This window comes from Hominisplanchenecus murintestinalis, from assembly GCF_943193015.1.
Lineage (GTDB): Bacteria > Bacillota > Clostridia > Lachnospirales > Lachnospiraceae > Hominisplanchenecus_A > Hominisplanchenecus_A murintestinalis.
Window position 1 is genome coordinate 22,896 of record NZ_CALPCM010000005.1, and the last position, 22,142, is coordinate 45,037.

Annotated in this window: 16 protein-coding genes and 1 riboswitch; all 16 genes read left to right on the forward strand. The window is 45.1% G+C overall.

The window, feature by feature from the left end:
• The first annotated feature begins 145 nt into the window (after window positions 1-145).
• Complete coding sequence (locus NFR99_RS03310) at window positions 146-4,489, forward strand: GDSL-type esterase/lipase family protein (protein WP_251352726.1); 4,344 nt, start codon at window positions 146-148, stop codon at window positions 4,487-4,489.
• A gap of 131 nt (window positions 4,490-4,620) precedes the next feature.
• Window positions 4,621-6,168 (forward strand): YifB family Mg chelatase-like AAA ATPase, encoded by a 1,548-nt coding sequence (locus NFR99_RS03315; RefSeq protein WP_277613449.1) that lies wholly within the window; start codon window positions 4,621-4,623, stop codon window positions 6,166-6,168.
• A gap of 18 nt (window positions 6,169-6,186) precedes the next feature.
• Window positions 6,187-7,299: a DNA-processing protein DprA gene (gene dprA / locus NFR99_RS03320; RefSeq protein WP_135976131.1), complete on the forward strand. Its 1,113-nt coding sequence runs from the start codon at window positions 6,187-6,189 to the stop codon at window positions 7,297-7,299.
• Between the two features lie 23 nt (window positions 7,300-7,322).
• Window positions 7,323-9,389: a type I DNA topoisomerase gene (topA, locus tag NFR99_RS03325; RefSeq protein ID WP_120483303.1), complete on the forward strand. Its 2,067-nt coding sequence runs from the start codon at window positions 7,323-7,325 to the stop codon at window positions 9,387-9,389.
• A gap of 144 nt (window positions 9,390-9,533) precedes the next feature.
• Window positions 9,534-10,319: a GTP-sensing pleiotropic transcriptional regulator CodY gene (gene codY, locus NFR99_RS03330; protein ID WP_120483301.1), complete on the forward strand. Its 786-nt coding sequence runs from the start codon at window positions 9,534-9,536 to the stop codon at window positions 10,317-10,319.
• Window positions 10,320-10,662: 343 nt separating this feature from the next.
• Entirely contained in the window at window positions 10,663-10,947 is a 285-nt protein-coding gene (locus NFR99_RS03335; protein WP_120483299.1) for a co-chaperone GroES, read from the forward strand.
• Window positions 10,948-10,965: 18 nt separating this feature from the next.
• Window positions 10,966-12,588, forward strand: a complete 1,623-nt coding sequence (gene groL, locus NFR99_RS03340; protein ID WP_120483297.1) for a chaperonin GroEL — start codon at window positions 10,966-10,968, stop codon at window positions 12,586-12,588.
• A gap of 119 nt (window positions 12,589-12,707) precedes the next feature.
• Window positions 12,708-13,394, forward strand: a complete 687-nt coding sequence (locus NFR99_RS03345) for a hypothetical protein (protein WP_251352728.1) — start codon at window positions 12,708-12,710, stop codon at window positions 13,392-13,394.
• Window positions 13,395-13,509: 115 nt separating this feature from the next.
• Complete coding sequence (locus tag NFR99_RS03350; protein ID WP_120483293.1) at window positions 13,510-14,016, forward strand: DUF6106 family protein; 507 nt, start codon at window positions 13,510-13,512, stop codon at window positions 14,014-14,016.
• 143 nt (window positions 14,017-14,159) lie between these two features.
• Window positions 14,160-15,614, forward strand: a complete 1,455-nt coding sequence (gene guaB, locus NFR99_RS03355; RefSeq protein ID WP_120483363.1) for an IMP dehydrogenase — start codon at window positions 14,160-14,162, stop codon at window positions 15,612-15,614.
• A gap of 151 nt (window positions 15,615-15,765) precedes the next feature.
• On the forward strand, window positions 15,766-16,512 hold the full coding sequence (locus NFR99_RS03360) for a peptidoglycan recognition protein family protein (protein ID WP_251352730.1): 747 nt from the start codon (window positions 15,766-15,768) through the stop codon (window positions 16,510-16,512).
• On the forward strand, window positions 16,513-18,006 hold the full coding sequence (locus NFR99_RS03365; RefSeq protein WP_251352732.1) for a methyltransferase: 1,494 nt from the start codon (window positions 16,513-16,515) through the stop codon (window positions 18,004-18,006).
• 136 nt (window positions 18,007-18,142) lie between these two features.
• Window positions 18,143-18,994: an AraC family transcriptional regulator gene (locus tag NFR99_RS03370; RefSeq protein WP_120483289.1), complete on the forward strand. Its 852-nt coding sequence runs from the start codon at window positions 18,143-18,145 to the stop codon at window positions 18,992-18,994.
• A 51-nt stretch (window positions 18,995-19,045) separates the two neighbouring features.
• A riboswitch (ZMP/ZTP riboswitch) is annotated at window positions 19,046-19,129 on the forward strand.
• A gap of 64 nt (window positions 19,130-19,193) precedes the next feature.
• Entirely contained in the window at window positions 19,194-19,907 is a 714-nt protein-coding gene (locus NFR99_RS03375) for an IMP cyclohydrolase (RefSeq protein ID WP_120483287.1), read from the forward strand.
• Between the two features lie 12 nt (window positions 19,908-19,919).
• The gene (locus NFR99_RS03380; RefSeq protein WP_120483285.1) at window positions 19,920-21,098 is read left to right on the forward strand and encodes a phosphoribosylaminoimidazolecarboxamide formyltransferase; all 1,179 of its coding nucleotides are present in this window, start codon (window positions 19,920-19,922) and stop codon (window positions 21,096-21,098) included.
• A 371-nt stretch (window positions 21,099-21,469) separates the two neighbouring features.
• Window positions 21,470-22,141 (forward strand): hypothetical protein, encoded by a 672-nt coding sequence (locus NFR99_RS03385; protein ID WP_135976135.1) that lies wholly within the window; start codon window positions 21,470-21,472, stop codon window positions 22,139-22,141.
• Window position 22,142 lies beyond the last annotated feature (1 nt).

Below are 22,142 nucleotides of genomic sequence, written 5' to 3' on the forward strand. Positions count from 1 at the left end.
CTATATATTAAGAAAAGAATAATTTTTTATAATTTGTGGGAAATGCCAGAAAAGTGTGATATAATTAAAATAATATTGTGCAAAGTGTTTTTGTACGGCGTCAGGCATTGGAAATGTAATTTTTAAGTACAGAAAGGAAGAGAGTATGATTTTGAGCAGTAGAATGAAAAGAAAGATGGTTTCGTTGTGCCTGGCATTGGGCATGACAGCAGTTTCTCTGCCATTGTGGCAGATGCCGTTGAAGGCGGAGGCATCAGAGACGGCTCTGGAGATGGGGGATTTTCAGGCATCAGAAGCAGAAGTTACGCTGGAAGATGTGAGGCAAAAAGCCAGGGAAAAGTATGCAGGAGCGGTAAAGACAGGGTTTGACATGGATTTGTCAGGGCAGACTTTTGATGGGAATACTGCGCTGAATTATTCCACGGATGAGGGTGACAGGAAATACATAGAAGTATTTAATAACCTTTTGGCAAGTGACAAAGATCAAACCCTGATTATACGGTTTAAGACCAGTGAGCAGAATGGAATGTTGTTTGGAGCGGGGTCGAACACTTCAGCGTATGATGGCAGTAATATGGCATTTGGAGTTAAAGGCGGACAGCTGAGGGTTATATTTCGAAATGACAGGAGTGCAGGCTTAAAGGCGAATTTTGTAGGTGCAGGAAATATGTCAAGCGGCAAATGGCATACGATAGCTGTCAGTTTTATGGCGTCAAAGGGCCTGGTCCCGGAAAATGTCCGAATGGTAGTTGACGGCGGGGAAGAGATTTATGCGCCTAACAATTGGAAGGTGGGAATAACTGGTTTTAACCAGAGGAAGAATACGCCGTATACCGCATTCCAGATTGGCGGCGGCAGTATGGTAAGCATAGGGAATGGCGATATATCCGGAAAAGCGGCGTTTAATGGACAGATTGATTTTATCACTGTGCTGGATGAAGCGTACAGCGTGGAAGAACTTCAAAGATTCAGTATGCGTGATAGAGATTTTACCAACTTTGGCACTATGTATATGGCTAAGACCGGCAAAACATGGCTGTTTACCGGAGGTACGGAAGCGGTGGCTGATTTTCGGGTGAATGGTTTTACACGTAACTGGGTAGGACTGTTTGAGGACAAGTTCCGCGATGCCGGACCTACAGCCGGATATAATTATATTGAGCGTGGCCGTTTTGTATTTAACACGTCCAGAAAAGATGCGGATGTGGCTCAGATCTTGAGTGAGTATGATACCCGGATTAAAGCATTTGGTACTTCAGCGGTTGGAATTATGATAGGCGCTGCAGATTACCGTAAGGGGCAGGCGGGAGTTGAGAAATTTAAGACAGACCTGCAGCAGCTCCTGGAGAAAATAAAAAGTGATGGGAAGCTTCCGCTGCTGCTGACGCCTTATCCCGCAAAAGGGGAGGAGGATAATGCTAATATCGCGCTTTATAAAACGGCGCTAACAGAGGTGGTCGGAGATAGCGTCAAAGTAGTTGATCTGGGCGGTATCAATACTTCTTATATAAATGCGGATGGCACGCTCGCTCCGCTTGGCCATCAGGCAGTGGCGAATGCCATTAAAACAGCAGTGGGAAGTAATACAGTGACGAATTATGCATTAAATACTTTGGCGGAAGGCTCTTACACGTTGGCAAAGAAGAATGCAGACGGTACAGAGACTGAAGTTAAGAGGGTAATATCAGATGGCGCCGCCATTTCTGTAGAAGTAGATGGCGAGACGATCAGTGGGGAGACGGCGAAGCTTAGCTATATGCTGGAATGCGGAGACGGGCAGGAGATTTCCGGCACGATTCAGGATGGAAATTTGAATTTTACTGTAGATGGCCTTTTACCGGGAAAAGAATATATACTTCATGTTTATGACGGCAGCCGAAAAGCTGACGGCAGCATAAAAGAGTCTTACCGTCCGGTAAAAATTAGAAATATTGTTAATGGGCAGGGGATTTCCCAGGAGTATACAGAGGGGAATATTTCAGTCAATGAGGAGATACAGAGCCTGTTTAGCTGTGAAGAGCCAATGACCTGGCTGTTTATGGGCGACAGCATTACTCATGGTATTGTAACCAGCGGTTATGACAATGTGCCTCAGATGTTTGCAAAGTATCTGGATGAGCAGGGGCGTGCGGATGACATTGTTTTGAATACAGGCGTAAGCAATGCAACGCTGACTACTACGCTGGCACAAGTGGAGGCGCGTCTTACACGGTATCAGCCGGATGTGGTGATGATTATGCTGGGGACAAACGATGTTTCCTATAATGGTGAGAATGCGGTGAGTGAGGAAGGAGCGGCGTCAAAAGCAAGTCTTACAGTAGAAGAATATAAAGAACGTTACAAAACTCTGGTAAGAAAAATACATGAGAATAATAATGAGAGCAGCATTGTTCTCCGTGTTCCAAGTGAAATGATCCTGCCTCATGGAGACGCCCATACAGGATACCAGCCTAAGTTTGCAGCGATTTACGATGTAGCAAGTGAAATGCGAGCGGAGATTCCAGGATTGAATATTGCAGTCGTGAACCACAGGCAGGCATGGAATGATTACAAGAATAATGTAAGAAATGACAATATAGCAAAAACGGGCGCCTATTGCTGGCTGGTAGATAACGTACATCCAAATGGCAGGGGAAATATATTTATGTTCCAGCAGATTATTAAAGAATTAGGGCTGTATAATCCTACGTCTGCGATTGCAAATTACAAATTTGTACTGAATGATTGGGCAGAAAGTAATTCAACGGAAGTATCTGTGACACAGAGGGGAAGAAAAGCAAGTTTTGCAATGAGTGAGGTGTCGGCATATGCGGATAATGTTAAGGCGACACGTGAGGAAGTGGAAGACGATGAATATGGGCTGAATGACAGGGAAGGTCTTATGGATGTGACGCTTACGCTTACGGATGAAACAGGAAAGAAGATTTCTAAACGTGCAGCGTATGTTAAAGACGGAGTCATCCGGCTGGACGGATTGGATACAGAAAGGGCTTATCAGGCGGAAGTCAGCGCAAAGCATGCGGTAACCAGTAAAGAGATTACTTTTACTGCATTGCTTGTTAAAGATACCAATCTTATAGCTACAGATGAAGAAAAGCAGGAATTTTTGACAGAGATTTTGAAAGCTGAAGAGCAGGATATTTCGGGATTTACAGAAGCTTTTCAGACAGAATATCGGCAGGCAATTGAGGAGGCGAAATCGCTTGTGTCCAGTGATGGTTTGACGATTACACAGATTAGCGGGGCATTGAATAAGATTGCAGCGGTAAAAGCGAATGCCGAAGAATATGTAAGGGAAGAAATCAAAGGGAAACTGGAAGAGGAACTTTCCAAGGCAAAGGGAACGTACGAAGCAGGACAGCAGAATTACACTAAGGAGAGCTGGGATGCTTTTGTGGAAGCCTATGAAAAGGCAGAAAGAGCAGATGAGGCTGCAGATATAGAGAAGCTGACAGAGTTATTAAGCGAATTGCAGCAGGCAGCCGGGAACTTGAAAGCTGTTACAGCGACAGATGAGGAGAAGAAAGAGTTTTTTACAGAAATTTCCAAAGCTGAGGAGCAGGATATTTCGTGCTTTACAGAAGCATTTCAGGCGGAGTATCGGAAAGCAATTGAAGAGGCAAAACTGCTGGCGTCCAGCAGTGAGCTGACGACAGCGCAGATTAGCGAAGCATTGAATAAGATTGCAGCGATAAAAATGAATGCTGAAAAATATGCAAGGGAAGAAATCAAAGGGAAACTGAAAGAAGAACTTTCTAAGGCAAGAGGAAAGTACGAAACAGGGCAGCAGAAGTATACTGGGGAGAGCTGGAACGCTTTTGTGAAAGCATATGAAGCAGCAAAGGGGGCAGATGAGACTGCAGATATAAGGACACTGACAGAATTATTAAACAAATTGCGGCAGACAGCCGGGAGCTTAAAAGAGGAAAAAGATCCGGCGGCTAATTTGAAACCCGCAGCACCGGCGCTTCGAAGTGTAAAAAGTGCGGCAGGCAAACAAGGTATAGAAGTGAAAGTTGTGGTAACACCGGTAGAGAAAGCGGTAAGCTATGAAATTTACCGGATTGCGGGCGGCAAAACTGCTCTGGCAGGAACTACGCAGAATGGTCAGTTTACTGATAAAAAACTTAACAAGAAGAGTGCAGAGTATTATGCAGTAGCAGTTGCGGCAGACGGTATGAAAAGTGATGCAGGCACCAGGATGAAACTTACGCTGGCAAAAACTATGAAGCTTAAATCGGCAAAAGTATTTGGAAAGAAAGTGAAATTGACCTGGAAGAAGTCTAAGAGCGCAAAGAAATATATCATATACCGTTCGATGAAAAAGAGTTCCGGTTATACCAGGATAAAGGTTCTTGGAAAATCTAAAGCAGGTTTTCTTGATAAAAAAGTAAAGAAAGGCAAAACTTATTATTATAAAATTGTGATACAGGATAAGAACCAGGTAAGTCTGATGAGCAAAGCAAAGAAAATAAAATTAAAGAAATAAAGCAGTTCAGAATAGAAGCGCTGTGAAATATTATAGCAAGTACAAGATTATGTGATTTTGTACTTGCTTTTTTCATAAAATCCTGATAATATAATCAAAAAGATACATAACATAATATTTATAACACGAAAATAAAAAAGGAGGAAATGTTGTTTAGCATTGTACAGTCAGCTGCGATTTGCGGCATTAAAGCAGAAATTATTTATGTGGAGGCCGACGCAGGGGACGGGCTTCCGATGTTTCTTATGGTAGGATACCTCTCGTCCCAGGTGAAAGAAGCGCAGGAAAGGGTAAAGACAGCTATGAAAAACAGCGGTCTTCGCCTGCAGCCTAGAAAAGTGACCGTAAATTTATCCCCGGCAGATTTACGTAAAGACGGTTCGGGGTATGATTTGCCGATAGCAGTGGCAGTGTTGGCTGCTTATGGTTATATCCCGCAGGAGGCTTTGCAGGACGTGCTGTTTGCAGGAGAATTGAGTTTGAATGGAGAGATACGCCCTATACGGGGAATCCTGCCCATGGTGCGCCGTGCGGCGCGGGAGGGATTGAAAAGCTGCATTATTCCCAAAGCAAATGAGAGAGAAGGAGCAGTTATAGAAGGAATCCGTGTGATTGGCGTGTCCAGTCTTAGGGAGGTAATTGATTATCTGAACGGGGTGGAAGATATTATCCCGGCAGTATTTGATATGAAAGCAGTATTACAAAACAGTAAGGCGGACAATGGGGAAGATTTCAAAAATATAAATGGACAGGAAGCGGTGAAACGGGCGGCAGAGGTCGCAGTAGCAGGGATGCATAATCTGCTGCTGATAGGACCACCGGGCGCGGGGAAGTCCATGACGGCAAAATGCATTCCGGGAATCCTGCCGGGGCTGAGCCTGGAAGAAAGCCTTGGGATTTCCGAAATTTACAGCGTGGCAGGGATGCTTGGGGAAAATGAGCCTCTTATCAAAAAACGCCCATTCCGGGCGCCACATCATACGATCTCACCTCAGGCATTGGCGGGGGGCGGGAAGATACCCAGGCCGGGGGAGGTCAGCCTTGCCCACAGAGGAGTGCTGTTCCTGGACGAGCTGCCGGAGTTTCGGCGGGAAGCAGTGGAAATCCTGCGCCAGCCTATGGAAGAGCATCAGGTGTGTATCAGCCGCATGAGCGGAAGCTTTGTTTATCCTGCAAATACTATGCTGGTGGCAGCCATGAACCCATGCAGATGCGGTTATTATCCGGATGGACGGTGTACGTGTACGGAGGCGGAAGTACATCATTATCTGGGGAAAGTCAGCCAGCCTATTCTTGATCGGATAGATATCAGCATAGAAGCGCCTGAGATCGGATATGAACAGCTTGTATCCGGCAGGGAGAATGAATCGTCAGAGAGTATCAGGGAACGCGTCGTCCGTGCCCATGAGGTGCAGAAACGGCGTTATGCAGGAACGGGGATACATTTTAATGCAGATTTGTCGGTTGAGGATATCCGGAAATATTGCCCGTTGGGAAAAGAGGAGAACCAGATGTTGGAGTCAGCATTTAAGAAGCTTAGACTGAGTGCGCGGGCATATCACAGGATTATTAAGGTGTCCAGGACGATTGCTGATTTGGAGGGAAGCGCCGGCATTCGGTGCAGCCACATAGCGGAAGCGATTTGTTATCGTGCCGCAGAGAGAAAGTTTTGGATTTGAGAGGAGCTGACAGGCGGCGTGACAGAAGTAAGAAGATTAGAAGGAAATGTTATGGAAGATTACTGGCTGTGGCTCTGTTGTCAAAAAGAGCTGTATCGCCCGCATATTGCGAAATTGATACAGTATTTTGGAAGTCCGCGGGAAGTGTTCCAAGCGTCCGGAAAAGCTCTGCAGGACAGTGGATGCCTGACCGGGAAACAGGTAACAGGTTTGCTGAAAAGCCGGGCAGGATGGGATAAAGAAGAAACCAGGCATCAACTGGAGAGAAAGGGAATAAGCTTTATCAGCGCCGGACAGGAGGAGTTTCCGAAGCGGTTAAAGGGAATTCCAGATTGTCCTTTTGGAATCTTTTTCAAAGGGAAGCTTCCGGAAGATGATAGGAAAACTGTAGGGATTGTGGGAGCCAGGCGGTGCAGTTATTATGGAAAGCAGATGGCAGAGCGTCTGGCGGCGGCGCTGGCAGAATGCGGCGCGGTGGTTGTCAGCGGTATGGCGCTGGGAATTGACGGATATGCCCAGACGGCGGCGTTGGAAGCGGGGGGAGAGAGTCTGGCAGTTCTGGGATGCGGAGCGGATGTATGTTATCCCCGGAGAAACCTGCCTCTTTACCGGAGGCTGGAAGAAGGCGGAAGTATACTTTCTGAATATCCGCCGGGCAGGGAACCGCTTGCACTGCATTTTCCGATGAGAAACAGAATAATCAGCGGAATGTCAGACTGTGTGCTGGTAATTGAAGCAAAAGAAAGCAGCGGGTCGCTGATAACTGCTGATTTGGCATTGGAGCAGGGAAAGGATATTTATGCGCTGCCCGGACGTGTAGGAGATACTTTAAGCGCAGGGTGCAACCGCCTGATTTGCCAGGGCGCCGGGATTATTATATCGGAGAGCGAGTTGCTTTCCGTCTTAAATTTTCATAAAAAAGAAAAAAGGAAAAATAAAAAACCTCGAAAGCCACTTGAAACAAAAGAAGAATTGTTGTATAGTTGTGTGGATTTGCATCCCAAAAGTCTGCAGGAGATAGTATCGGACATAAAGCTTCCGGTTCAGGAAGTGATGGCGGGATTAACTGTCCTGGAGATGAAAGGATACGTTGAAGAACCAAGAAAGAATCATTATGTGAGACAAGTATGACACGTATGCATGGGAGGATATACATGGCTAAATATCTGGTGATTGTGGAGTCACCGACGAAAGTAAAGACAATCAAGAAATTTCTGGGCGCCAATTATGAGGTGGCGGCTTCTAACGGGCATGTGCGGGATTTGCCAAAAAGCCAGCTTGGAATTGATGTGGAGAAGGATTATGAGCCGAAGTACATCACCATCCGGGGAAAAGGAGATATTCTGGCCGCACTCCGTAAGTCTGCGAAAAAAGCGGACAAAGTGTTTCTGGCGACTGACCCTGACCGGGAGGGCGAGGCAATTTCATGGCATCTGTCAAAAGCGTTGAAGTTAGAGGAAAAGAGCATTAACCGTATCACATTTAATGAGATTACAAAAAGTGCGGTGAAGGATTCGCTGAAGCATCCGCGGAAGCTGGATGTGGATTTAGTGGATGCCCAGCAGGCGAGGAGAATCCTGGATCGTATGGTGGGATACCGAATCAGCCCTGTGTTGTGGGCGAAGGTGAAAAGAGGGCTGAGCGCCGGGCGGGTGCAGTCCGTGGCTTTGCGGCTGATTGCCGACAGAGAAGAGGAAATTAATGCATTTATCCCGGAAGAATATTGGACGATGGATGCTGTTTTCCAGGTGCCGGGCGAGAAGAAACCGTTGCTTGCGAAGTTCTACGGGACGGATAAACAGAAAGTGCAGATTCATTCCAGGGAAGAGCTGGACAGGATTTTGAAGGAACTGGAGGGCGCAGAATATCGTATCCTTGATGTGAAAAAAGGTGAGAGGGTGAAGAAAGCGCCTGTTCCGTTTACAACCAGTACGCTGCAGCAGGAAGCGTCTAAAGTATTGAATTTTTCTACACAGAAGACTATGCGGATAGCCCAGCAGCTTTATGAGGGAATTGACATTAAAGGGAATGGGACAGTAGGTCTTATCACTTATTTAAGAACGGATTCTACGCGTATTTCCGAGGAAGCAGACCATGCTGCAAGGGAGTTTGTGAAACAGCAGTACGGCAGTGAGTATGCCGCTGAGCCGCAGCCGGAGAAGAAAAGCGGGAAGAAAATCCAGGATGCCCATGAGGCAATACGCCCTTCCGATGTGACCAGGACTCCATTCAACATAAAGGAGTCTATGAGCCGTGATCAATACCGTTTGTATCAGCTGATCTGGAAGCGGTTTCTTGCAAGCCGCATGGAGAATGCCCGTTATGAGACGACTTCGGTGAAAATCGGGGCGGGGAATTATCGGTTTACCGTGTCTGCATCCAAGCTGGTGTTTGACGGATTCATGAATGTTTATGTGCAGGATGGCGACGAGGAGAAGTCAGGGAATGTGCTGATAAAAGGACTTGAGACAGATACACAGCTGATATTGAAAGAGTTTGAAAACAAACAGCATTTTACGCAGCCATCCGCTCACTATACAGAGGCGGCGCTTGTAAAAACCCTGGAGGAGCTGGGAATTGGCAGGCCGAGTACTTATGCACCTACAATTACGACAATTATCAACAGGCGTTATGTGGCGAAAGAAAATAAGAACCTGTATATTACAGAGCTGGGAGAAGTAGTCAACAGCATCATGCTCCAGGCATTTCCGAGTATTGTGGACGTAAATTTTACGGCTAATATGGAATCGCTGCTGGACAAGGTAGAGGAAGGCGTAGTGAACTGGAAAACAGTGGTCCGGAACTTTTATCCCGATTTAGATGAGGCGGTCTGTAACGCAGAAAAAGAATTGGAACAGGTGAAGCTGGAAGATGAAGTTACGGATGTTGTCTGTGAAGAGTGCGGCCGGAATATGGTAATTAAATATGGACCTCATGGGCGTTTTCTGGCGTGTCCGGGGTTTCCGGAATGCCGGAATACAAAGCCATATCTTGAGAAAATCGGGGTTTCCTGTCCAAAGTGCGGAAAAGAGATTGTACTTCGAAAGACGAAAAAGGGCAGAAAATATTATGGGTGTGAGGACAATCCCGAATGTGATTTTATGGCGTGGCAGAAGCCTTCTGGAAAGAAATGTCCTGAGTGCGGGAACATTATGCTGGAAAAAGGAAACAAGCTGGTATGTGCAGATCAGGCTTGCGGATACACAGAAAAAAAACAGTAAGCATGTAAATGTTAAAACAATAAGAATTTTTACTTTTTCCTGTTGAAATTCTGACAACTGTATGATAGTATTTTAGTTGACATGAAATAAAAATTATTAAAATAATGTCAGCTTTGAGACAGAGTGGACAGGTCAGGAGGAGACATGAGCGTACAATTACTTGATAAGACCAGAAAAATCAACAAGCTTTTGCACAACAACAATTCAAGCAAGGTCGTTTTCAACGATATTTGTGAAGTGCTGACTGAGATTCTGGATTCAAATATTCTGGTAATCAGCAGAAAAGGGAAAGTTTTGGGTGTAAGCTTGTGCGAAGGTGTGGAGGAAATTAAAGAACTCATCGAAGACAAGGTGGGCGGCCATATCGACGCTATGCTGAATGAAAGGCTTCTGGGAGTACTATCAACGAAAGAGAATGTGAATTTGGAAACACTCGGTTTTGTGGGGGACGGAGTTAAGAAGTATCAGGCAATTATCAATCCAATTGATATTGCCGGAGAACGTCTGGGTACTGTGTTTATGTATAAGTGCAATAGCCAGTATGATATTGATGATATTATTTTGTGTGAGTATGGCACTACGGTAGTCGGGTTGGAAATGATGCGTTCCGTACATGAGGAAAATGCGGAAGAGAACAGAAAGATACAGATTGTGAAATCTGCAATCGGTACGTTATCGTTTTCAGAACTGGAGGCAATTGTCCATATCTTTGATGAATTGGATGGCACGGAAGGAATCCTGGTTGCCAGCAAGATTGCAGACAGGGTGGGCATTACCCGATCGGTAATTGTTAATGCACTTAGAAAGTTTGAGAGTGCAGGTGTGATAGAATCCCGTTCGTCGGGTATGAAAGGTACTTACATCAAAGTTATTAATGACGTAGTATTTGATGAACTGGAAGAAATAAAGAAGCAAAAAATTAAAAATTAATTTGGAAAAAATGTATCCCTGCTTTTTTATGAAGAAAAATCTTATAAAAGGGCAGGGATTTTTTCGGAATGGTTAAGTACGCAGGTAAGAAATTCGCTTGACTGTATGCGGGAGCTGCCTGATGTATGATGTATAAAAAAACTATAAAATTATAAAAATGAGAAAACAGAAGAAAAAGTTAGCATAAAAGAGGAAAAGCGGGATAAATTTAAAATAGGCAGAAGTATTTGCGGTTGCACATTTTAATTTTTTTCTCTATTATAATTGCAATGGTTAGCACTCAACAAAAGTGAGTGCTAATAAACTCAAAAACCTGATAATTAAATTAAGGAGGCGTCATACGATGAAATTAGTACCTTTAGGTGACAGAGTTGTATTAAAACAGTTTGAGGCAGAAGAAACGACGAAATCAGGAATCATCCTGGCAAGCAAATCCCAGGAGAAACCTCAGGAAGCAGAAGTTGTGGCTGTAGGACCTGGCGGAATGGTTGATGGTAAAGCAGTGGCTATGCAGGTAAAACCGGGCGATAAAGTTATTTATTCCAAATATGCGGGAAATGAAGTGAAGCTGGAAGACGAAGAGTATATTATCGTAAAACAAAATGATATTTTAGCAATTGTAGAATAATAGAGGAGGCAGAACATCATGGCAAAGGAAATTAAATACGGCGCAGAAGCAAGAGCAGCCTTAGAGGCCGGAGTTGACAAGTTGGCAGATACCGTAAAAGTAACACTGGGACCAAAAGGAAGGAACGTGGTGCTCGACAAGCAGTTCGGCACACCGCTTATTACAAATGACGGCGTTACGATTGCAAAAGAGATTGAGCTGGAAGACGCATTTGAAAATATGGGTGCGCAGCTGGTAAAAGAGGTTGCTACTAAGACAAATGACGTAGCCGGGGACGGGACAACCACGGCGACGGTATTGGCGCAGGCTATGATTCATGAAGGGATGAAAAACCTGGCGGCAGGCGCGAACCCGATTATTCTTCGCAAAGGAATGAAGAAAGCTACGGATGCAGCTGTGGAAGCCATTGCAGCCATGAGCAGCAAGGTAACAGGAAAGAATCAGATGGCGCGTGTTGCAGCAATTTCCGCCGGGGATGATGAAGTGGGCAATATGGTGGCAGATGCTATGGAAAAGGTTTCCAATGACGGCGTTATCACCATTGAAGAGTCCAAGACAATGAAAACAGAGCTGGATTTAGTAGAAGGTATGCAGTTTGACAGAGGATATATTTCCGCATACATGGCAACAGATATGGAGAAGATGGAGGCAGTTCTTGAGGATCCATATATCTTGATTACAGATAAAAAGATTTCCAATATTCAGGAAATTCTGCCGCTTCTGGAGCAGATTGTGCAGTCCGGCAAGAAGCTTTTGATTATCGCTGAGGATATTGAGGGCGAGGCTCTTACTACATTAATTCTGAATAAACTGCGCGGAACCTTCCAGGTAGTAGGCGTAAAAGCTCCTGGATATGGCGACAGAAGGAAAGAGATGCTTCAGGACATTGCAATCCTGACAGGCGGACAGGTGATTTCCGAGGAAGTGGGGCTGGAGCTGAAAGATGCGTCCATCGACCAGTTAGGACGTGCAAAATCTGTGAAAGTGCAGAAAGAAACCACAGTTATCGTAGATGGCATGGGTGATAAGAGTGAGATTCAGAACAGAATTGGCCAGATTAAGGCAACAATTGAAAAGACCACTTCTGAGTTTGACAAAGAGAAACTCCAGGAAAGACTGGCGAAGCTGGCAGGCGGCGTAGCTGTTATTCGTGTGGGTGCTGCGACAGAGACTGAAATGAAAGAAGCGAAGCTTCGCATGGAAGATGCACTGAATGCAACGAGAGCGGCTGTAGAGGAAGGTATCGTATCCGGCGGTGGTTCTGCATACATTCATGCATCCAAGGAAGTAGCAAAACTGGTAGATACACTGGAGGGAGATGAGAAAACAGGCGCACGTGTGATTCTGAAAGCCCTGGAATCCCCATTATACCAGATTGCAGCGAATGCAGGTCTGGAAGGTGCTGTGATTATCAATAAAGTAAAAGAATCACAGACAGGCGTAGGCTTTGACGCATATAAAGAAACATATGTGGATATGGTAGAAGCAGGCATTCTTGATCCGGCAAAAGTGACAAGAAGCGCACTGCAGAATGCTACCAGTGTGGCTTCTACATTCCTTACCACAGAGTCTTGTGTGGCGAACATTAAGGAAGAAACTCCGGCAATGCCGGCAGGAAATCCGGGAATGGGAATGATGTAAACAATTGAGTTAAACAGTTATTGAGGGACTGTTGCAAAGTAGTTTTGGTGCACATAAAATATGTGTGGGGCCTGTACTATTTTTGCGGCAGTCCCTTGTCAGATATAGGAGTAAAGCAGATGGATGGAAAAACACGGAAAGAATTGATGAGAGAAGAGCGGGAAAAATTGCAGGGAATGCCTTTAAAAAAGAAGCTGGGGTATATATGGGATTATTATAAGGCAGTTATTGGGGCGGCCGTGGTGTTGGTTTTCATTCTTTTTATTATTGCCCAGGCAGTAAAGGGCGCGGGGAAAACGATTGTTTTTTCGACGGCGTTGATAAATGCTGAGAAAGCGGGAGGCGTTGAAGTGCCGGAGCTGGGACGGGATTTTGCAGAATATATAAAGATAGACGAAAAAAAGGAAGAGGTTTCGTTTGATGATTCCTATCTAATGAATCCGGAACAGGGAGATACGATTACAATGGCAGCACAGACGAAGCTGATGGCGGCGATTCAGGCTGAGATGGTGGACGTGATGGTGATGCGGGAAGAAGTTTACAAGAGCTATCTGGCTTCCGGTGCTTTTATGCCGTTGGAGGAGGCGCTGGATGAAGAATTTTTGGAACAGCATAAGGATATGCTGGTTTTTGGAACAGTAGAAAACGATGCCGGGGAAAAGGCGTACGCTCTGAAATTTGAGAAAAACGAAAAATTGCGGGACGTATGTGGGAAGGGAACGATTTATTTCGCCGTGACTGCCCGGGCAGTACATCTGGAAAATGTGGAGAAATTTGTGGATTACCTGCTGCCCTATTCACAGTAATAAATATCTGCGTTCCGGTATGACAAGATACAATCTGTGAACGGAAGAGGAAAGGGAGCCGGATGATTGACGGTATAATGTGAAATGCGTATAATAAAGAAAAAGGAGGCAAAGCATGAGTGATACATACAGAGAGCTTTTAGTAAAGAGAGAGCCGCAGCCGTCAGACAAGCTGCTGAAAGCGGGCCTGATTGTTTTGACGGTATTGGCAGCGGCAGCAGTGGTGCTGATAACGCCCTGGGCGGCAGTAGTGCTTTTGGGACTGTGTCTTTTTAATTATTTTAAATTTCCGTCATTCCGGCTGGAATTTGAATATCTTTATGTGAATGGGGAGCTGGATGTGGATAAAATTATGTCGCGTTCTACAAGGAAGCGGGCGGGCAGTTATGATATGGAGAAAATGGAATTGATTGCGCGCTGGGATTCCCATGAGATGGATTATTACAGGAATGGACAAAAAGAAAAAGTAACGGATTTTTCATCAGGAAGGAAAGATGCCGATATTTATGCCATGGTATATGGGAGTGAGAAAGGGACAGAAATCATTCTGTTTGAGCCGGATGAAGCCATCCTGCAGGATATTCAGCGGATAGCGCCCAGAAAAGTCCATATTGGGAAATAGAACGCGGGATTTCTGGTTTAAGTTGTGTGGCGGAACAGGTAGAAAATTGAAAAAACTTGGTGTTGACATGCCTTTTCGAATTTGATACACTAAGGAAACTTACAATTACATAATACACTTTTAGAGAAAGAGAGGATATGGAAATGGGTAGTATTATTGGTGAAGGCATTACATTCGATGACGTACTTTTAGTACCTGCGTATTCAGAAGTGATACCAAATCAGGTGGATTTGTCGACGATGCTGACAAAGACAGTAAAGCTGAATATTCCGATGATGAGCGCCGGGATGGATACCGTTACGGAACACCGTATGGCTATCGCGATGGCCAGGCAGGGCGGCATCGGCATCATTCACAAGAATATGTCGATTGAAGCGCAGGCAGAAGAAGTAGACAAGGTAAAGCGTTCTGAAAATGGTGTGATCACAGACCCATTTTACTTATCGCCGGAGCATACGCTGGCAGATGCGAATGAACTGATGGCGAAGTTCCGGATTTCTGGCGTACCTATCACGGAAAATGGAAAGCTGGTAGGTATCATTACCAATCGTGATTTGAAGTTCGAAGAAGATTTCTCAAAGAAAATTAAAGACTGCATGACATCTGAAGGGCTGATTACCGCAAAAGTGGGAATTACGCTTGAGGAAGCAAAGAAAATTTTAGCGAGGGCAAGAAAAGAAAAGCTTCCGATTGTCGATGATGAAAATAATCTGCGGGGTCTGATTACGATTAAGGACATCGAAAAGCAGATTAAATATCCGCTGTCAGCAAAGGATTCTCAGGGCAGGCTGCTCTGCGGCGCGGCAGTAGGAATTACCGCAAATGTTCTGGAGCGCGTAGCGGCGCTGGTAAAAGCGCATGTAGATGTTATCGTTCTTGACTCTGCACACGGACATTCCGCGAATGTTATCCGCTGTGTGAAGATGATTAAGGAGAATTATCCGGAGCTTCCGGTCATTGCAGGAAATGTAGCGACAAAGGAGGCGACAAAGGCTCTGATTGAAGCCGGGGTAGACGCTGTAAAAGTGGGTATTGGGCCCGGCTCGATTTGTACGACCCGTGTAGTCGCAGGTATCGGTGTACCTCAGATTTCAGCGATTATGGATTGCTATGAGGCAGCAAAGGAGTCTGGCGTTCCGATTATTGCGGACGGTGGCATCAAGTATTCTGGCGACATGACGAAAGCGATTGCGGCCGGGGCGAATGTGTGTATGATGGGAAGCATGTTTGCGGGCTGTGATGAGAGCCCGGGAACTTTTGAGCTTTTCCAGGGAAGAAAATATAAGGTTTACCGCGGCATGGGATCTATCGCGGCGATGGAGAACGGCAGCAAGGACCGCTACTTCCAGACGGATGCGAAGAAACTGGTTCCAGAGGGCGTAGAGGGACGCGTGGCTTACAAGGGAAGCGTAGAAGATACTGTATTCCAGTTAATCGGCGGGCTCCGCTCTGGTATGGGATACTGTGGGGCATTGGATATAGAGACGCTGAAAAAGACAGGAAGGTTTGTGAAGATTTCGGCGGCATCTTTGAAAGAATCCCACCCTCATGATATCCATATTACGAAAGAGGCGCCAAACTATAGCGTTGATGAGTAAGATATATCGTTCGCAGCAGCCCTGAGATCATGGACTTGGTTTGCTGTCTGTGTGAATAGAGAGAAGAGTTCCGCAAAGCGGGGCTCTTTCTTCATAGCTATCCGGCCTTTGGGCAGGGTGAGTTTTTGCAAAATATAAGGATGGACGGCAGATGAGCGAGGAGAGATACAGAACAGACGAAACTGCGCGCAGGAGAGGAAGACGGAGAAAGCGCATGACAAAGGAAGAGAGAAAAAGGCAGATTGCCAAACGCGTGGCAGCGGTTGGCGGAGGAATTGCAGCAGTGACAGTGATAGCGGCAGCTATTTTCTGGTTTCGGGGAGGAAGCTCGATGCCTGTGGCGAGGCGGAATTACGGAGAATATGATATCGGAAATCCTACCAGGCAGGTGGAAAGACCGGAGCTGGACGTACAGCTTTTGACAGTGAATGAGTATTCCCGGCCGGGGACGCCTGCCGATCAGATACGGAGCGTGGTTGTCCACTATACGGCAAATCCGGGCAGTACGGCGCAGAATAACAGGGATTATTTCGAAAATCTGAAAGATACACAGGAGACGAAGGTGAGCAGCAATTTCATCGTAGGGCTGGAAGGAGAGATTATCCAGTGTGTGCCCACCGCGGAAGTGGCATATGCGTCCAATAGCCGGAATCATGACAGTGTTTCGATTGAATGCTGCCATCCGGATGAGACAGGAAAGTTTGAGGATGCTACGTATCAGTCGCTGGTGGAGCTGGTGGCGTTTCTGTGTGGGAAATTTGATTTGGGGATGGATGATATCATCCGGCACTATGATGTCACAGGGAAGGAATGCCCAAAATATTTCGTAGATTATGAGGATGAATGGGAGGCCTTTAAACATGATGTGGCAAAGTATATTCAGGAGAATGGAAAATAGATGATAAAAGAACTGTATGAAAATATCTGCCGGGATGAGGATATGCGGGCAAATCTGGCAGCGTTAAAAAAGGAAATTAAGAGTGAAAATGGAAAACGCGCTTTTGCATATCTCTTAGCCGGGGATTACTCTAAGATAGGAGAACTACTGCGGCACAAGGATGCAAAGGTGAGAAAAAATGCCGCATTAATCTTAGGGGAAATGGAATGTGAGGATATGCTTCCGGTTTTGTGGCAGGGATACCAGGCGGAGCAGCAGTTTTTTGTCCGTCCGTCTTATGTAAAGGCGATGGCGTCATATGACTGCCGGCCATACCTTCAGGAACTGCAAAAGCGCAGGGATTTTCTAATGGAGAACTTGGTTTCGGAGGAGACGGAGAAACATGTGCGTGAAGAACTGGCCGGACTGCGTGTGCTCCTTGCCGGGTATGAAAGGGAGGAAGGACATGTGTTTACCGGAGTGATGCGGGAAACGGATGTGATTCTGCTCACCAACCGGGCATACAGGGAAATCACTAGGGAGCAGCTAAAGGAAGAACATACGGCACTCTTTGCCGGAGGCGTCCGGGTGCGGACGCAGGATGTAGAGGGGCTTTTTCATATCCGCACCTGGACAGAAATGCTTTTTCCCATTCGGGGAGCTGCACTTCTCTCGGAGAATCCGTCAGAAGCGGCAGATGTGCTGGCAAAGTCGGGGCTTTTGCCGTTTTTGGAGAGCTGCCATAAGGGAGAAGGGACTTTTTATTTCCGGGCAGAGGTGCGCGGGAATATGGAGAGAAATGAAAAGACAGCATTTATTAAAAAATTTTCCCAAGCTTTCGAGAAGGCTTCCGGCCGGAAATTTATGAATTCAGTTTCGGATTATGAAATGGAACTGCGCATTCTTCAGCGCAAAGACGGGGGATTTCTGCCCTTGCTGAAACTTTATACATTAAAAGATAAAAGGTTTTCCTATCGAAAGCAGGTATTGTCTGCGTCTATCCATCCGGCAAACGCAGCACTGGTGACGGCTCTGCTGAAACCCTATCTGAAAGAAGGAGCTCAGGTACTTGACCCATTCTGCGGCGTAGGAACTATGCTGATTGAGCGCGCTCGGGTGCTGAAGGCGGGATATATGTACGGTGTCGATATCTATGCGAATGCAATTGAGAAAGCGCGTGTAAATGCAGAAGCGGCGGAAGTTGACATTAATTTTATTACCCGTGATTTCTTTGATTTTCATCACAAATATTTGTTTGATGAGATTATTACAAATATGCCCACAGTTACCGGAACGAAGAGCAAGGGAGAAATTATGGAATTGTATGAAAGATTTCTTCATAAGGCGCCGGGAATGCTGGCGGTGGGAGGTATTATGGCAATCTATACTACAGAAGAAGGCATTTTGCAGCGCTGCCTGAAAAAATGTGATTTTATAAAACTTCTGAAACGGTGGACGGTGAGAGAAAAGGAAGGTAGTGTATTATATGTATTGCAGCTGGAGAATGAAAGATAAATAGCATTTTTAGGGATTATATTTTATAAACTCTAAAATAGCAAAAGGATATATAACCTCTCTTTTTTGTGCAGAAATTAAGAGGAAAAAATAAAAGTAATATTATATACTGGAATTCATCGGGAGGACTTATATCATGGAATGGATTGAAAGATTAAATGATGCAATCGGTTATATCGAAGAACATTTGACAGATGAAATTGATTATGGGCAGCTTGGACGTATTGCCTGCTGCTCGTCCTATCACTTTCAGAGAATGTTTGCTTACATGGCAGGTATTCCTTTGTCTGAATATATCCGTAGAAGAAGAATGTCACTTGCTGCTGTAGATTTGCAGGGGAATAGTATGAAAATCATTGATGTTGCAGGTAAGTATGGTTACAATTCCCCTACTTCATTTAACAGAGCTTTTCAGTCTGTTCATGGAATTGCGCCGTCTGCTGTAAAAAGCGAGGGCATATCTGTAAAATCTTTCCCGCCTCTTACATTTAAAATCACAGTCAAAGGAGTGGAAGAAATGAATTATCGGATTGAAACAAAAGAAGCGTTCCGTATCGTAGGAGTATCCGTACCGCTGTATAAGGAGATTGAAAAGAACTTTACAGTTATTCCCCAAAAATGGCAGGAAATATCTGAAAACGGAACATTACAGAGATTGGCTGGCATGATGGATACACCGCCTATGGGTGTGCTTGGTGTCAGCATCTGTAACGATGCGGAGCAGTGGAGATATTATATTGCCGTAGCTACTTCACAACCACAGGAGGATCTGGAAGAATATCTTGTGCCGGCAGCTACCTGGGCGGTATTCTCCGGTCAGGGTACAAACCAGTCTATTCAGGAATTGGAACAGCGCATTGTGACAGAATGGCTGCCAACTTCAGGTTACGAGTATGGCAATGCCGCCGATGTAGAAGTTTATTTAAATCCTGACCCGCAAAATGCACAATATGAAGTATGGATACCTGTAGTAAAAAAAATAGTCTGACGCGATGTAAAGTTTTGCCTTGCAATGTGCAGGAAAATAGTGTAAGATGAGCGTAAGCTGTACGACTGGCGGATTCGTAGGAGCACCTACAGGGAGTACAGTGTGAAGATGATGCCGACCGCCTGGGCGACCACTTGAACGATGCAAGGGTCCTCAGGCGGTTTTTTGATTATACTTTTATCAAGAAAGGGGAAAATCTATGGAAAAAATGTCACTGGAGCTGGAGTTAAAGGGGAATGCTTACCCGGGAAGAGGGATCGTAATCGGTAAATCGGCGGATGGTACGAAAGCAGTTACTGCCTATTTTATTATGGGAAGAAGCGAGAATAGCCGCAACCGGGTGTTCGTGGAGGACGGGGATGGCATCCGTACCCAGGCATTTGATCCGTCGAAGCTGACAGACCCGAGCCTTATCATTTACGCGCCGGTGCGTGTTCTGGGAAATAAAACGATTGTAACTAACGGCGACCAGACGGATACGATTTACGAAGGCATGGACAAGCAGCTGACGTTTGAGCAGTGTCTCCGGACGAGGGAGTTTGAGCCGGACGCACCGAACTACACTCCCAGGATTTCAGGAATTATGCATCTGGAAGGCGGCGGTTACAATTATGCTATGTCTATCCTGAAGAGCAGCAACGGCAACCCGGATTCCTGCCACCGTTATACGTTTGCCTATGAAGCTCCTGTGAACGGTGAAGGACATTTTATCCACACATACATGTGCGACGGAAATCCGCTTCCCAGCTTTGAGGGTGAGCCGAAGCTTGTGGAGATTCCGGACGACATGGATGCGTTTACGGAAATGCTCTGGAACAGCTTGAATGCGGAGAATAAGGTATCCCTGTTTGTGCGGTATATTGACATCGCTACCGGAAATTATGAAACAAGAATCGTAAATAAAAATCAGTAGGAGGAAAGTGCTATGAAAGAACTGCAGTTAAAATACGGATGTAATCCGAACCAGAAACCGTCCAGGATTTACATGGGAAACGGAAATGAGCTGCCGATTAAGGTATTGATGGGAAAACCGGGGTACATTAATTTTTTGGATGCCTTTAACGGCTGGCAGCTGGTGCGCGAGTTGAAAGAAGCCACAGGGCTTCCGGCAGCAACTTCCTTTAAGCATGTTTCTCCGGCAGGAGCGGCAATCGGCCTGCCTCTGACGGAAACTTTAGCAAAGATTTACTGGGTAGATGATATGGGAGAGTTATCCCCGCTGGCATGTGCTTATGCCAGGGCGAGAGGCGCAGACAGAATGTCCTCCTTTGGCGATTTTGTGGCGCTGTCTGATGTGTGCGATAAGGATACGGCAAGCCTGATTAAGCGGGAGGTATCAGATGGCGTGATAGCTCCGGGCTACACAGAAGAAGCGCTGGAAATCCTGGCGCAGAAGAAAAATGGGAACTATAACGTTATCCAGATTGACGAAAACTATCGGCCAGACCCGATTGAGCATAAGGAAGTGTTTGGGATTACCTTTGAGCAGGGACGGCAGGAGCTTCCAATCAATGATGAGCTGCTCTCGAATATCGTGACAGAGAATAAAGAACTTCCGGCAGAAGCCGTACGCGATATGAAAATTGCCCTGATTACCCTGAAATATACGCAGTCAAATTCCGTATGTTTTGTAAAGGACGGACAGGCCATCGGCATCGGCGCAGGGCAGCAATCCAGGGTGCATTGTACACGCCTGGCAGGACAGAAAGCAGATAACTGGCTTCTGCGCCAGTGCCCGAAGGTGATGAACCTTCCGTTTGTTGACGGTATCCGCCGCGCGGACAGGGATAATGCAATTGACGTCTATATAGGCGAAGAATATATGGACGTGCTGGCAGACGGCGCATGGCAGAAGATCTTCAAAGAAAAACCGGAGATATTTACCCGTGAAGAGAAGAGGGAATGGCTTGATCAGATGACGGGCGTAACCCTTGGTTCCGACGCATTCTTCCCATTCAGCGATAATATCGAGAGGGCGAAGAAGAGCGGCGTGACATACATCGCAGAGCCGGGCGGTTCCGTGCGGGATGATGCGGTCATCGAGTGCTGCAACAAGTATCAGATGGTGATGGCGTTTACGGGAATCCGTCTGTTCCATCATTGAGCAAGGGATTTGGAAGTATATAGAATCGTATAATAGAAAGACGGTCAGTTAAGATGAGGATAGTATATCTCAACTGACCGTCACTTTTTATTATAAATAATAAAAAAATAATTGAATAAATAATAAAAGTATGTTATGATAATTAAAATAAACAAAATGAGAGGTGATACCAGTGTTTCAGTATAATTATAAAAAGTTGGAAAAAGGCAAGTAAAAAGATAGGCGGATTTGAAGTATGAAAAAAAGAGTTTCTATAATATTTAGGCATTATTCTTTTGGTATTATATTGTATTCCTGTAAATGCATCATCTATTGTTAGTACGTCTTTGACAAAGTTGGACGCTGTAGAAGCCAAGTATAGTATGGAGACGGTGAGCAGTATCAATGTATATAAGGATATTTTGAAAGAGCGCCTTAATTCAGTGGAACTTTACTACGATTTATCGGAAAAAATGCCAAAAGAAGCATTAAAATTATTAGAGCCAATTGCTAATATTGAGAAGGCAGTTGAAGAACTAGACAATAACCGTATTCAAGTAACGTACACATTAAAATCTAAAAATCCTGTAGAGATTCAAAAATTTCAATCTGGAAATGTAGAGAGAATATATAATGTTACTTCATACTCATATATAATGAAAGCAAAAGAAAATACTGGAAGTGTAACAGAAGATTCGGCGCAGAGTGATATTACATTTAGGAATACAGCGTATTATAGTTATTATACAAGTAACAATTTTAGGGTATTAAAACTTACCAAAGGGAGTACAAAAATTACAAGGTTTGTAGAGACTAAACTTAGAAACTTGCAATTATCTGCAGTATGTAGTGGTACAGCAGAGGAAACGGCTGTATATAATGAAAAAAATAGTACTACAGTAGCGTCACCTAAAGTTGGCACTACATATTCATTGAATACAGGATTTAAATATCATTACGTAACGACAGCTGCACTTATACAATATAAAGCACAGGTAACGTATTCACATGGAAATTCTTCTTATACGCCAAATAGTTATATTACATTGGGTACGATAGGATAAT

What these genes read in the sequence shown, in the direction of transcription:
- NFR99_RS03310 (WP_251352726.1), top strand. Translation starts at nt 146, where the DNA reads ATGATTTTGAGCAGTAGAATGAAAAGAAAGATGGTTTCGTTGTGCCTG.
- topA (WP_120483303.1), top strand. Translation starts at nt 7,323, where the DNA reads ATGGCTAAATATCTGGTGATTGTGGAGTCACCGACGAAAGTAAAGACA.
- codY (WP_120483301.1), top strand. Translation starts at nt 9,534, where the DNA reads ATGAGCGTACAATTACTTGATAAGACCAGAAAAATCAACAAGCTTTTG.
- NFR99_RS03335 (WP_120483299.1), top strand. Translation starts at nt 10,663, where the DNA reads ATGAAATTAGTACCTTTAGGTGACAGAGTTGTATTAAAACAGTTTGAG.
- groL (WP_120483297.1), top strand. Translation starts at nt 10,966, where the DNA reads ATGGCAAAGGAAATTAAATACGGCGCAGAAGCAAGAGCAGCCTTAGAG.
- NFR99_RS03345 (WP_251352728.1), top strand. Translation starts at nt 12,708, where the DNA reads ATGGATGGAAAAACACGGAAAGAATTGATGAGAGAAGAGCGGGAAAAA.
- NFR99_RS03350 (WP_120483293.1), top strand. Translation starts at nt 13,510, where the DNA reads ATGAGTGATACATACAGAGAGCTTTTAGTAAAGAGAGAGCCGCAGCCG.
- guaB (WP_120483363.1), top strand. Translation starts at nt 14,160, where the DNA reads ATGGGTAGTATTATTGGTGAAGGCATTACATTCGATGACGTACTTTTA.
- NFR99_RS03360 (WP_251352730.1), top strand. Translation starts at nt 15,766, where the DNA reads ATGAGCGAGGAGAGATACAGAACAGACGAAACTGCGCGCAGGAGAGGA.
- NFR99_RS03365 (WP_251352732.1), top strand. Translation starts at nt 16,513, where the DNA reads ATGATAAAAGAACTGTATGAAAATATCTGCCGGGATGAGGATATGCGG.
- NFR99_RS03370 (WP_120483289.1), top strand. Translation starts at nt 18,143, where the DNA reads ATGGAATGGATTGAAAGATTAAATGATGCAATCGGTTATATCGAAGAA.
- NFR99_RS03375 (WP_120483287.1), top strand. Translation starts at nt 19,194, where the DNA reads ATGGAAAAAATGTCACTGGAGCTGGAGTTAAAGGGGAATGCTTACCCG.
- NFR99_RS03380 (WP_120483285.1), top strand. Translation starts at nt 19,920, where the DNA reads ATGAAAGAACTGCAGTTAAAATACGGATGTAATCCGAACCAGAAACCG.